12 protein-coding genes are annotated in these 11791 nt (G+C 73.2%); 10 read left to right on the top strand and 2 right to left on the bottom strand.

The genetic code is table 11. The features are described 5' to 3' along the window. Nucleotides 1-174: 174 nt before the first annotated feature. Nucleotides 175-762: a pyridoxamine 5'-phosphate oxidase family protein gene (locus ACZ6B1_RS21395; protein ID WP_468780590.1), complete on the top strand. Its 588-nt coding sequence runs from the start codon at nucleotides 175-177 to the stop codon at nucleotides 760-762. A 3-nt stretch (nucleotides 763-765) separates the two neighbouring features. Continuing rightward, nucleotides 766-1467 (top strand): L,D-transpeptidase family protein, encoded by a 702-nt coding sequence (locus ACZ6B1_RS21390; protein ID WP_468780588.1) that lies wholly within the window; start codon nucleotides 766-768, stop codon nucleotides 1465-1467. Here ACZ6B1_RS21390 and ACZ6B1_RS21385 read toward each other — a convergent pair. Together ACZ6B1_RS21385 and ACZ6B1_RS21380 are read right to left on the bottom strand one after the other, a co-directional pair. Beyond that, nucleotides 1454-2917 carry a sensor histidine kinase gene (locus ACZ6B1_RS21385; protein WP_468780586.1) on the bottom strand — a complete coding sequence of 488 codons (1464 nt, stop codon included), beginning with the start codon at nucleotides 2915-2917 and terminating at the stop codon, nucleotides 1454-1456. The two genes, ACZ6B1_RS21390 and ACZ6B1_RS21385, sit on opposite strands and share 14 nt — an antisense overlap. Then, nucleotides 2914-3654 (bottom strand): response regulator transcription factor, encoded by a 741-nt coding sequence (locus ACZ6B1_RS21380; RefSeq protein ID WP_468780584.1) that lies wholly within the window; start codon nucleotides 3652-3654, stop codon nucleotides 2914-2916. The genes ACZ6B1_RS21385 and ACZ6B1_RS21380 overlap by 4 nt, the downstream gene beginning before the upstream one ends. A gap of 154 nt (nucleotides 3655-3808) precedes the next feature. Here ACZ6B1_RS21380 and ACZ6B1_RS21375 point away from each other — a divergent pair, with 154 nt between their 5' ends. From ACZ6B1_RS21375 to ACZ6B1_RS21340, 8 genes are all read left to right on the top strand, one after another. Further along, nucleotides 3809-5161, top strand: coding sequence for a ferredoxin reductase family protein (locus ACZ6B1_RS21375; protein WP_468780582.1), 1353 nt, complete (start codon nucleotides 3809-3811; stop codon nucleotides 5159-5161). Between the two features lie 13 nt (nucleotides 5162-5174). Next, nucleotides 5175-5645: an FMN-binding protein gene (locus ACZ6B1_RS21370; protein ID WP_468780580.1), complete on the top strand. Its 471-nt coding sequence runs from the start codon at nucleotides 5175-5177 to the stop codon at nucleotides 5643-5645. Between the two features lie 59 nt (nucleotides 5646-5704). Continuing rightward, nucleotides 5705-7087, top strand: coding sequence for a ferredoxin reductase family protein (locus tag ACZ6B1_RS21365; protein WP_468780578.1), 1383 nt, complete (start codon nucleotides 5705-5707; stop codon nucleotides 7085-7087). 17 nt (nucleotides 7088-7104) lie between these two features. Further along, complete coding sequence (locus ACZ6B1_RS21360; protein ID WP_468780576.1) at nucleotides 7105-7908, top strand: FMN-binding protein; 804 nt, start codon at nucleotides 7105-7107, stop codon at nucleotides 7906-7908. Next, entirely contained in the window at nucleotides 7901-8704 is an 804-nt protein-coding gene (locus ACZ6B1_RS21355) for an FAD:protein FMN transferase (protein WP_468780575.1), read from the top strand. The genes ACZ6B1_RS21360 and ACZ6B1_RS21355 overlap by 8 nt, the downstream gene beginning before the upstream one ends. Nucleotides 8705-8793: 89 nt before the next feature. Beyond that, nucleotides 8794-9000: a hypothetical protein gene (locus ACZ6B1_RS21350; RefSeq protein WP_468780573.1), complete on the top strand. Its 207-nt coding sequence runs from the start codon at nucleotides 8794-8796 to the stop codon at nucleotides 8998-9000. A gap of 77 nt (nucleotides 9001-9077) precedes the next feature. After that, a complete protein-coding gene (locus ACZ6B1_RS21345) occupies nucleotides 9078-10913 on the top strand; it encodes an ABC transporter ATP-binding protein (RefSeq protein WP_468780571.1) in 1836 nt (611 codons plus the stop codon). Beyond that, nucleotides 10910-11779 (top strand): serine/threonine-protein kinase, encoded by an 870-nt coding sequence (locus ACZ6B1_RS21340; RefSeq protein ID WP_468780570.1) that lies wholly within the window; start codon nucleotides 10910-10912, stop codon nucleotides 11777-11779. Before ACZ6B1_RS21345 ends, ACZ6B1_RS21340 begins: the two co-directional genes overlap by 4 nt. Nucleotides 11780-11791 lie beyond the last annotated feature (12 nt).

The following is an 11791-nucleotide window of genomic DNA, read 5'->3' as shown; positions in this document are numbered from 1 at the left end:
CAGTGCATTCGCTGACATGCATGAGTATGCAGAACTCCGCATGATTCGTCAATCGCGACTCCGGTGAGCCGGGAGTTCCGGGACGCCCGGGCGGTCCGGCCGCACGGACGGGACCCGCACCCCGGGCGGCAATTACTTAGACAGCCGAAGGAATCGCGTCGATAATCCTCGGACATGGGAAAGACCTACGAACGCATAGACGGCAGGCTCCGTACGTTCATCGAGGAGCAGCCCCTCTTCTTCACGGCCACCGCTCCCCTCTCCGGCGACGGCACGATCAACCTCTCCCCCAAGGGGCTGCGCGGCTCCTTCGCGGTGCTGGACGAACTCACCGTGGCCTACCTCGACTTCGCCGGTTCCAACGCGGAGACGATCGCGCACCTGCGGGAGAACGGCCGCATCACCCTCATGTGGTGTGCCTTCCAGGGGCCGCCGAACATCGTCCGGGTGCACGGCCGCGGCGAGCCGGTCTTCCGTGACGACCCGCGCTTCGCCGGGCTGCTGGCCCGCTTCCCGGACATCGACCCGAGCACGCACGGGCTGCGCGCGATCGTCGTCGTGCACGCCGAGCTGATCCGCGACACCTGCGGATACGCCGTCCCCCACATGGCGTACGAGGAGGACCGCGACCTGCACGGGAAGCGGTTCGGGCGGGAGGACGACGCCTCCCTGAGCGCGTACTTCACCAAGAAGGAGCACGTGGCGACGAGCCTGGACGGACTACCCGGACTGCCGTTGCCGCTTCCCCCGTCTAGCGTCTGAGCCATGCGCCAAGGTGTCGTCCTCGCCCTCTTGTCCGCGTCCGTCTGCGTGCTCGGCCTCTCCCCCGGCCACGCCCCCGAACCGCTGCCCGCGCGGATGGCGGACACCGGCGGCGGCACCCAGCTGATCACCGCGTCGGCGCCGGGCACCGGCTCTACGTCGGGGACGGTGACCTGGTGGGACCTGCGGGACGGGCAGTGGGCGGAGGCCGGCTCCGCGCCCGCCAGGTTCGGGGCGAACGGGCTGGTGGAGGGGGGCACGCGCGAGCAGGGCACGAACACGACGCCGACCGGGCTGTACGGCATCCCGTTCGGCTTCGGCATCAAGGCCGCACCGGCCGGGACCCGCGTCGAGTACCGGCCGGTGACGGCCGCTTCCTGGTGGTGCCAGGACAACGACTCCACGTCGTACAACCGCTGGACCGAGCCGCTGCCCGCCGACTGCCGGGCCTCGCAGTCCGAGGAACTGGGCTCCTACGACCCCCAGTACGGGTACGCGCTCGTCATCGGCTTCAACTACGACCGGCCGGTGCGCGGGCGCGGCGCCGGGATCTTCCTGCACGTGAACGGCAAGGCCGCGACGGCGGGTTGCGTGTCCGTGCCCGAGGACACGATGCGGAAGATCCTTGGCTGGGTGGATCCGGCGCGGGGGCCGCACATCGCGATCGGGACGGAGAACGGCGCCACGGCGGTCACGCGGTACTGAGCGCCACCGTGAAGGTCGTCGATCCCGGCTTGCTCTCGAGCTCCACGCTCCCTCCGTGCGCCTCCACCACGGCGGCCACGATCGACAGCCCCAGCCCCGCGCCGCCGCCGGAGGCGTCCGCGCGGCGGCGGTGTTCGGCGCGGGTGAAGCGTTCGAAGACACCCGGCTGTACGTCCTCGGGGACGCCGGGGCCGTCGTCGTGGACCGAGAGGCGGGCCGTGCCGTCCCCGGCCGTCAGGGTCACCGTCACCTCGGTGCCGTCGGGGGTGTGCAGCCGGGCGTTGGCCAGCAGGTTGGCCAGCACCTGGTGGAGCCGGTGGGCGTCGCCCGTCACCGTCACCGGTTCCTCGGGCAGATCCAGCGTCCAGCGGTGGCCGGGACCCGCGGCCCGGGCGTCCGTCACCGCGTCCAGCACCAGCCGGGTCAGGTCGACCGGGCGGCGCTCCAGGGGGCGGCCGGCGTCGAGACGGGCCAGCAGGAGCAGGTCGTCGACCATCTCGCCCATGCGGGAGGACTCGGCGGCGATGCGCTCCAGGGCGCGGCTCACCTCCGCCGGTACCGGTCCCGGGTGCAGCAGGGCCAGTTCGGCGTGGCCGCGGACCGAGGCGACCGGCGTGCGCAGCTCATGGCTGGCGTCGGCGGCGAAGCGGCGCAGCCGCTCCTCGCTGGCGTGCCGTTTGGTCAGGGCACCCTCGACGTGGCCCAGCATGCGGTCGAAGGCGGCCGCCACCCGGCCCACCTCGCTGCGCGGGTCGGACACCGGGGCACGGGGCGGCAGGGCGACCTCGCCGCTGGCGAGCGGGAGCTCGCTGACCCGGGTGGCGGTGGCGGCGACCCGGCTGAGCGGGCGCAGCGACCAGCGGACCCAGAGCACCCCGGCCACGCCGGTGATCACGAGGGCGAGGCCGAAGACGACGCCCGCCACCCCTTCCAGACGGTGGACGGTGGCCTCGACCGGGCCCAGCGGCAGGCCGACGACCAGGACGTCCCCGTCCCCTCCCGGCGAGGCGATCACCCGGTAGTGGTGCAGGGCGGAGAACTCGACGGTGTGGGGCCGGCCGTCGGCCGGGAGCCGGGCGAGCCGCTGCTGGTCCCCGGCCGTCAGGTCGACGTTCAGGTCGGCGGACGGGTCGCCGGAGCGAATGAGGCCCTTGTGGGTGACCCTGCCGTTCAGCAGGCGGGCGCCGAAGGTGCCGGTGGCCTGGCGGCGGGTGTCGAGGCGCTCGTCGCCATCGTGGTCGGTGCGCGGAGCGCCGTGCTCCATGCTCTCCGGGAAGCGGGTGCCGACCTGGACGAGCTGTTCGTCCAGGCGCTGGGTCAGGAAGCCGTTCAGCTCGACGACCGCGGCGAGTCCCACGGCCGCGCAGCTCACCGCGAGCAGGACCACGAGGCCGACGGTGAGCCGGGCGCGCAGCGTGCGGGGGCGGGGCAGCCGGCGTACGGCCCTCACCGGCTCACCGGCTTCAGCACGTAGCCGGCCCCGCGCACCGTGTGGATCATCGGTTCGCGGCCCGCGTCCACCTTCTTGCGGAGGTAGGAGATGTACAGCTCGACCACATGGGCCCGGCCGCCGAAGTCGTAGGACCAGACCCGGTCGAGGATCTGGGCCTTGCTGAGCACCCGGCGCGGGTTGCGCATGAGGAAGCGCAGCAGCTCGAACTCGGTCGGGGAGAGCTCGATCAGCTCCCCGGACCGGGTCACCTCGCGGGCCTCCTCGTCCATGACCAGGTCGCCCACGACCAGCCGGGGCCCGTCCTCGAGCTGGCGTGCCATGCCGGCCCGACGCAGCAGGCCGCGCAGCCGGGCGACGACCTCCTCGAGGCTGAAGGGCTTGGTGACGTAGTCGTCCCCGCCCGCGGTGATGCCGGCGATGCGGTCCTCGACCGCGTCGCGGGCGGTGAGGAACAGCACGCACACCTCGGGTTTCACCTCGTGCAGCCGCCGCAGCACGGCGAAGCCGTCGGTGTCGGGCAGCATCACGTCGAGGACGACGGCGTCCGGCAGGAGTTCGCGCGCGGCACCGACCGCCGCGGCGCCGTCGCCGGCCGCGCGCACCTCCCAGCCCTCGTAGCGCAGGGCGCCGGTCAGCACCTCCGAGAGGTCGGGATCGTCGTCGACGACGAGGACGCGCAGCGGGGTGCCGTCGGGTCGGGTGAGGGCGGGGCGACCGGAGCGAGTGGTGTTCATGGCGTCTCCCAGCATCGCGCGTGCGGCGCCCGGCGGGCCTCCGGGGGAGCTGTAAGTTTCCTCTGAGTCGGCCGGAACGCGGGGCCGCTCAGAGCTTCCTCAGAGCTTGGCCGCGCACAGTTGCCCGGCACGACGACGGAAGGGACGGCACTCGATGACCACCGTGGAGACGGGACGGGCGGCTCCGCCCGGGCCCCGGACCGCGCGGCGCTCCCCAGCGGGGCCCGTGCTGGCCGTGCTGTGGGCGGGGGCCGCGGGCGCGGTCGCCCTGTGGTGGAGCGGTACCGGGTCCGTGGTCGGCACGGCCGGCTGGCTGACCGGGGCCGGGCGGATCGCCGGCCTGCTGTGCGGGTACGCCTGCGCGGTGCTGGTCGGGCTGATGGCCCGGGTGCCGCTGCTGGAGGTGCGGATCGGCTCGGACCGGGTGGCGCGCTGGCACGCGATGGCCGGCCGCTACACGATCTGCCTGCTGCTCGCGCACGTGGTGTTCGTCCTCGCCGGGTACGCGGCGCAGGACCGGGCCTCGCTGTGGCACGAGACGGTGACGGTGGTCCTGCACTATCCGGACATGCTGAAGGCGACCGCCGGCACGGTGATCCTCCTCGTGGTCGGCGTCACCTCGGCACGGGCGGTGCGGCGCCGCACCAGTCACGAGTTCTGGTACCACGTGCACCTGCTGACGTACGCGGCCGTGTTCCTGGCCTTCTTCCACCAGCTCACGCTGGGCGACCAGTTCAACGGCAGGCCGGTGGCCACCGCCCTCTGGTACGTGCTGTACCTCGGGGTGGCGGCCCTGGTGGTGTGGTTCCGGATCCTCGCGCCCGTGCGGCTCAACCGGCGGCACCGGCTGCGGGTGGACTCGGTGCACAAGGAGGCGCCGGGCGTGTACTCGGTCGTCCTGCGGGGCCGTCACCTGGACGAACTGGGGGCACGGCCGGGGCAGTTCTTCCGCTGGCGGTTCCTGGGCGAGGGCCTGGCCCGGACGTCCACGCCGTACTCGCTGTCGGCGCCACCGCGCCCGGACCTGCTGCGGATCACGGTCAAGGCGCTCGGTGACCACAGCGCGGCAGTGCCGCTGCTGCGGCCGGGCACCCGGGTGTGGGCGGAGGGCCCGTACGGCTCCCTGACCGGAGACCGGGCCACTTCGCACCGCTCCCTGCTGATCGCCGCCGGCGTCGGCATCACCCCGCTGCGGGCGCTGTTCGAGACGCTGCCCGGCGAGGTCACCCTGCTGTACCGGGCCAGGAGTGCCGAGGACCTGGCGCTGGGCGGCGAACTGGAGGCGATCGCCCGCTGGCGCGGCGCCCGGGTGCTGTACGCGCTCGACGGGCCGCGCGGAGAGCGCCCGGACTTCACGGCCGAGTCGCTGCGGGCCACCTTCCCGGACCTGGCCGGGCACGACGTCTACCTATGCGGTCCGCACGGTTTCGCACAGGACGTGTACCGGGCGCTGCGGGCGGCCCGGGTGCCGGACCGCCGTATCCACCACGAGTCGTTCGAGCTGTGAGGGTGCTTCTTCCGTGCACGCGCTGAACAAGAACCGCCCCTTCCGCCGCATCGTGCTGGCGAGCGCGGCCACCGTCTCCGGGATGGTGCTGCTGCTGTCGCTGAAGCCGCACACCGGCCCGGAACTCGCCGCCGGCACCCCCGCGCCCGCGCCGACGAGCAGCGGCGCCGGCACCTCGCCGGGGACGACGAAGGCGCCCGCCACCGGGACCAGGACGGTCACCGGTGACTCCGTCCCGACCCGCTGGGGCCCCGTCCAGGTGCGGGTGACGATCAGGAGCGGCAGGCTCACCGACGTCACCGCGGTCACCTACCCGACGGAGAACCCCCGGGACCAGGAGATCAACGGCTACGCCATCCCCCAGTTGCGGCGCGAGGCGCTGGACGCGCAGAGCGCGCGGATCGACTCGGTCTCGGGAGCCACGTACACCAGTGACGGTTACCGCCAGTCGCTCCAGTCCGCGCTGGACTCGGCGGGCCTCTGAACACTCGGCGCACGCGGCGCGTATCTCTGGGCCAAGGGTCAAGTCCCCACGGAGGAACCGTGACCACCACGCTCGCAGGCGGACGTGCCGCCCGCCGCCAGACGATGCGCCGCATCCGCCCGCGCCGCTCCCCGGCCGTTCCGCTGCTGATCGCGGTCTGGGCGGGCGCGGCGGCCGTGCTGTGGCTCTGGTGGCACAACACCCCGGCCATCGCGGACAACAACGGCAGGATCCTGAACGCGGGCCGGATCACCGGTCTGCTGGCCGGCTATCTGATGGCGCTGGTCGTGCTCCAGATGGCACGGGTACCGGCGCTGGAACGGCGGGTCGGCTCCGACCGGGTGGCCCGCTGGCACGCCATGAGCGGCCGCTACACGCTCTGCCTGATCGTCGCGCACGTCTTCCTCACCATGTGGGGCTACGCGCTGCAGGCGGGCAAGTCGCTCGGGGACGTGGTGCAGCAGACCGTCGACTCCGTCAACCAGCTTCCGGACATGGGCAAGGCCGCCATCGGCACGGGTCTGTTCGTGCTGATCGGGGTCAGCTCGGTCGGCGGGATCCGCCGCCGGCTGCCGTACGACGCCTGGTACCACGTGCATCTGCTGACGTACGCGGCCGTGTTCCTGACGTTCTGGCACCAGATCACCACCGGCAACGACTTCGCGGTCGAGCCGGTCGCCAAGACCTTCTGGTACGGGCTGTACGGCGTCGTCACGGCGCTGGTGCTCTGGTACCGGATCCTCACCCCGGTCCGGCTGAACGTCCGTCACCGGATGCGTGTGGAGGCGGTGATCGAGGAGACGCCGGGCATCGTGTCGGTACTGATCGGCGGGCGGAAGCTGCACCGGATGGGCGCGGAGGCGGGGCAGTTCTTCCGGTGGCGGTTCCTGGCGCCCGGGATGCGGTTCAGCTCGCACCCGTACTCGCTGTCGGCGGCGCCCCGGCCCGACATGCTGCGGATCACCGTGAAGGCGATCGGCGACCACAGCTCCCGGCTGCGCGAGCTGGAGCCCGGCACCCGGGTGTGGGCGGAGGGCCCGTACGGGGCGCTCACCGCGCAGCGGCGCAGCCGGGGCAAGGTGCTGCTGGTGGCGGGCGGTGTCGGCATCACGCCGATGCGGGCGCTGTTCGAGACGCTGCCCGGGGCGGCCGGTGACATCACCCTGCTCTACCGGGCCAACACCACGCAGGACCTGGCGCTGTGGGACGAGCTGGCCGCGATCGCCGAGGAACGGGGTGCGCGCCTGATGTACGCGGTCAACAGCCCGGACGGTGAGCGGCCGGACATCTCCGCGGAGAACCTCCAGCGGAAGATCCCGGACGTCGACCGCCACGACGTCTTCATGTGCGGGCCGCCCGGGTTCGCGCAGTCCGTGTTCGAGGCACTGCGCGGCGCGGGGGTCCCCGCGCGCCGTATCCACCACGAGTCGTTCGAGATGTGAGCGGGAGCTGCGAAGCGATGAGGAAGAGCCACCCCATTCGGCGCGTGGTGCTGGCCACCGCGGCCACCGTGTCCGGAGTCGTGCTGCTGCTGTCGCTGAAGCCCGCCTCGGACCCGGCCGCGGCGCCGGCGGCCGGTGCGGCCTCGCAGGCGGGCGCGGCCGCGCAGCAGGCACCGCAGGGCGGGCAGCAGGGCGGTGGAGCGGCCACGGTCACCGGTGACGCGGCGCAGACCCAGTACGGGGCCGTGCAGGTCCGGCTCACCGTCGCGGACGGGAAGATCACCAAGGCCGAGGCGGTGCAGGCGCCCAAGGGCGGAGTCAGCGACCAGAAGACCGCGCTCGCCGTGCCCAGGCTCAACCAGGAGGCCGTGGCCGCCGGCAACGCCGACATCGACGCGGTGTCCGGGGCGACGTACACGAGCGCGGGGTACAAGAAGTCGTTGCAGTCGGCGCTGGACAAGGCGAAGGCGTCGTCCTCCGGGTCCGGCGCGGGTGCGGGCACCGGTTCGGGCTCGGGTGCCGGTTCCTCGGGGTCCGCGCAGGCGCAGGCCCGGACCGTCAGCGGCCGGGTCGCGCAGACGCAGTACGGCCCGGTGCAGGTCAGGATCACGGTCAGCGGGGGCAGGATCACCCGGGCCGAGGCGGTGCAGGCGCCCAAGGGCGGAGTCAGCGACCAGAAGACCGCGCTCGCCGTGCCCAAGCTCAACCAGGAGGCCGTGGCCGCCGGCAACGCCGACATCGACGCGGTGTCCGGGGCGACGTACACGAGCACCGGCTACAAGCAGTCGCTGCAGTCGGCGCTCGACCAGGCCGGTGGCTGACCCGGTGACCGAGCCCGCCGACCCTCCCGCCGTGGTGCGGCACGCGGAGGAGGTCATGGGGACCGTCTTCTCCTTCGACGTCCGCGGCGGGCGGCCCGACGCGGTGCGCGAGGCGCTGGCCGGGGCGGTCGCCGGACTGCACCGGGCCGACGCGCTGTTCTCCACCTACCGCGAGGACAGCGAGCTGTCCCGGCTGGCCCGGGGCGAGCTGACCGTGGCGCGGTGCGCGCCCGAGGTGGCCGAGGTGCTGGAGCTGGCGGCCGAGGCGGAGCGGGCCAGCGAGGGCTGGTTCAGCCTGCGGTACCAGGGCGGACTCGACCCCACCGGCATCGTGAAGGGCTGGGCGGCGGAACGGGCCGCCCGGCTGCTGGCGGCGGTGGACGAGGTGTGCGGGGTCAGCGTGAACGGCGGCGGCGACGTCCAGATGCTGGGCGCGCCGGAGCCGCAGCGGCCGTGGCGGGTGGGAGTGGCCGACCCGCTCCGGCCGGGCGGGCTGGCCGCGGTGATCTCGGCGGCCGGCGTGGACGAGCTGTCCGTGGCCACGTCCGGTACGGCGGAGCGGGGCGCGCACATCGTGGATCCGCGCACCGGCCGCCCGGCGGTCACCGACCTGGTCTCGGTGACGGTGGTGGGGCCGCGGCTGACGTGGGTGGACTGCTGGGCCACGGCCGCGTTCGCGATGGGGTCGCGGGCGGGTCTCGCGTGGCTGGAATCGCTGCCCGGCGTGGAGGGCCTGCTGATCACGGCTGGGGACGAGGTGCGGTGCACCGGGGGTCTGGCGGAACGGCTGGGCTGAAAGTTCAATTCTTGTCTTTTTACCTCCGAAGGCCATCCGACTCGGGCCCTGCGACGTACCCCCTGTGAAGCAAGTTTCAGGAGGAACGCATGGCCATCTTCAGCAATCTCATGCCGGCCAACGGCCATGACAACGGCGACGACACGTCGTTCGACGGCGGTTCGCGGAACGGCTTCGGTCACGACGACGGTGACCGTCACGGCCACGGCGACCGCCACGGTCACGGAAACGGCCATGGCCACGGTCACGGCCATGGCCACGGCCACGGCCACGGCCACGGCCACGGCGGCTACTGATCGCATCCCGAGGCGGAGCGGACCGGTGACCGGAGGACCCGGTCCGCTCCGCCGCCGACTCCCGAGGAACGCATGCCATGGCGCAGGTCCTGCGGCGTCTGCTGTCGGTGGGAGAGACCTCCGACGCCGTGGTCGCCGCCGCGCCCCCGGTGCCCCTGCGTGAGGTGTTCCGGCGGTTCTGGCCCTACACCCGTGGCGGCCGGCGCTGGCTCGTTCCCCTGACCCTGTTCAGCCTTGCCGGGCCGGCCGTGGACGCGGCCGAGATCTGGCTCTTCAAGATCGTCGTGGACGATGTGCTCGTCCCCCGGGATCTGCGCCCCTTCCTGTGGATCGCGCCGGCCTATCTGGGGCTCATCCTCTGCTCCGGCATCCTCGGGTTCGGCGACGACGTGACGTCCACCTGGGTCAGCGAACGCTTTCTGCTCTCCCTGCGCTCCGACGTCTTCCGGCACGTCCAGGGGCTGTCGCTCGGCTTCTTCGAGCGCCGGCGGCTGGGCGACGTGCTGTCGCGGGTCACCGGCGACGTGGACGCCGTGGAGACGTTCCTGCTCTCCGGGGTCGCGGACGTCCTCTACTACGTGATCCGTCTGGGCGTCTTCCTCGGGCTGCTGTTCTATCTGCGCTGGGACCTGACCCTGCTCGCCCTCGCCATCGTGCCGCTGTTCTGGGGTGCCGCCCGGCACTTCTCGCGGCTGATCAAGGCGGCGTCGCGGGAGCGCAGGCGGCGCAGCGGCTCGATCAGCGCGATCGCCGAGGAGTCGCTGGGCAATGTCGCGCTGGTGCAGGCGTACAACCGGCAGGGGTGGGAGGAGCGTCGGTTCGAGCGGGAGAACCTCGGCAGGTTCCGGGCGGCGATGGCGTCGGCCCGGATCCGTGCCGTCTACGGACCCGTCGTGGAGATCATCGAGGTGGCCGGCGGTATTGCCGTGATGGGCCTCGGCACCTGGAAGCTGGCCCAGGGACAGCTCACGCTGGGCGGCCTGCTGGTCTTCCTGGCCCTGATCGGTAAGCTCTACGGCCCGATCCGCGGCCTGTCCCACCTGGGCCCCACCTTCTACGCGGCCTCCGCCTCGGCCGAGCGCATCATCGAACTGCTGGACCAGCGGCCGCAGGTCGTCGAGGCCGCGCACCCCCGGCGCACCGGTCGGGCGCGCGGCGAGGTGGAGTTCGACGGCGTCCGGTTCCGCTATCCCGGGACCGCGTCCTGGGCCCTGTCGGACGTGTCCTTCGAGGTGGCGCCCGGTCAGACGCTGGCGCTGGTCGGGGCCAGCGGGGCCGGCAAGTCCACGATCGCGAAGCTGCAGCTGCGCTTCTACGACCCCGACCAGGGCGCGGTCCGCCTCGACGGCAGGGACCTGCGGGAGCTCAGCCTGACCGACGTACGGGACAGCGTGGCCGTGGTGCTGCAGGAGACACTCGTCTTCCACGGCACCGTGCGGGAGAACATCGCCTACGGCCGGCCGGAGGCGACGGAGGCGGAGATCGTCGCGGCGGCGCGCGCGGCGGACGCGCACGAGTTCATCGAAACACTGCCGGAGGGCTACGACACGCTGGTCGGCCAGCGGGGCCGGACCCTGTCCGGGGGACAGTGCCAGCGGCTGGCCATCGCCCGGGCGATGATCCGGGACGCGCCCGTGCTGGTGCTGGACGAGCCGACCACCGGTCTCGACGTCCGCTCGGGCCGGCGGATCATGGACCCGCTGCGCCGGCTGATGGCCGGGCGGACTACCATCGTGATCTCCCACAACCTGCTGACCGTCCAGGACGCCACCCGCATCGTGGTGCTGGACCACGGCAGGGTCGTCGAGCAGGGTGCCCACGACGAGCTGCTCGGCCACGACGGCGCCTACGCGCGGCTGCACCGGCTGAACGCCCTGAACGGCGTCGCGTCCCCGGGACGGGTGCCCTCATGAGCGCGCCCGCCGCCCGGACCGCCCGGGAACCGGCCCCGGCCCTGGCGCCGGGCACACGGCCGGTCCCCGGCTACGAGATCCTGGGCCGGCTGACCCGCACCCGCTGGCTGGACGTCCACGACGCCTGGAGCGAGGAACGGGACTGCCGGTGCGTGATCAAGGTGCTCCGTCCGGACCGGCGGGACGAGGCCGGGCTGGGCGAGCGGCTGCTGCGGGAGGGGCGGTGGCTGCGGGAGTTCAGCCATCCCCATCTGGTCCGCGGCTACGAGATCTTCGACTCGCCCGAGCCGCTCGTGGTCCTGGAGACGCTGACCGGGGAGACGCTGTCCCACCTGGTGCGTCGGCTGCGGCACCGGGCGTCCGCCGCCGACGTGGCACTCCTCGGGGTCCAGCTGTGCTCCGCCGTCCACTACCTCCACCGCCGTGGCCTGCTGCACCTGGACCTCAAGCCGTCCAACGTGGTGGTGGACCGCGGGTACGCGAAGGTGCTGGACCTGAGTGTCGCCCGGCCGCCCGGCCCGGCACCCGCGGGCGTGGGCACGTTCCGCTACCTGGCCCCGGAGCAGGCCCTCGGTGGTCCGCTCACGGCCGCCGCCGACGTGTGGGGAATCGGGGTCACCCTGTTCGAAGTGGCCTGCGGCGATCCGCCGTTCGGTCTCGAAGAGGGCACCGGGGACCCGGACGCCCGGCGCTGCCCGCAACGGGAACGGGCGGCCCCGCCCGTCGCCTCCCGCCGGCGCCTGCCGCCCGCCCTCGCCGCCGCCGTCGACGCCTGCCTGCGGCCCGATCCACCGGCCCGGCCCTCGCTCACCGACCTGTCCGCCGCCCTGGGTTCCGCCCGGCCCGGCGCCCGCCCCCGCGGCTGAGGGCGGTACCGG

The sequence above is a fragment of the Streptomyces sp. NPDC041129 genome (assembly GCF_055592265.1).
The sequence above is the reverse complement of the archived record's forward strand: the minus strand, read 5'-3'. Positions and strand labels throughout refer to the sequence as shown.

Excerpts from the sequence above, each read along its gene's own strand:
- ACZ6B1_RS21395 (WP_468780590.1), top strand. The coding sequence starts at position 175 with ATGGGAAAGACCTACGAACGCATAGACGGCAGGCTCCGTACGTTCATC.
- ACZ6B1_RS21390 (WP_468780588.1), top strand. The coding sequence starts at position 766 with ATGCGCCAAGGTGTCGTCCTCGCCCTCTTGTCCGCGTCCGTCTGCGTG.
- ACZ6B1_RS21380 (WP_468780584.1), bottom strand. The coding sequence starts at position 3,654 with ATGAACACCACTCGCTCCGGTCGCCCCGCCCTCACCCGACCCGACGGC.
- ACZ6B1_RS21375 (WP_468780582.1), top strand. The coding sequence starts at position 3,809 with ATGACCACCGTGGAGACGGGACGGGCGGCTCCGCCCGGGCCCCGGACC.
- ACZ6B1_RS21360 (WP_468780576.1), top strand. The coding sequence starts at position 7,105 with ATGAGGAAGAGCCACCCCATTCGGCGCGTGGTGCTGGCCACCGCGGCC.
- ACZ6B1_RS21350 (WP_468780573.1), top strand. The coding sequence starts at position 8,794 with ATGGCCATCTTCAGCAATCTCATGCCGGCCAACGGCCATGACAACGGC.
- ACZ6B1_RS21345 (WP_468780571.1), top strand. The coding sequence starts at position 9,078 with ATGGCGCAGGTCCTGCGGCGTCTGCTGTCGGTGGGAGAGACCTCCGAC.
- ACZ6B1_RS21340 (WP_468780570.1), top strand. The coding sequence starts at position 10,910 with ATGAGCGCGCCCGCCGCCCGGACCGCCCGGGAACCGGCCCCGGCCCTG.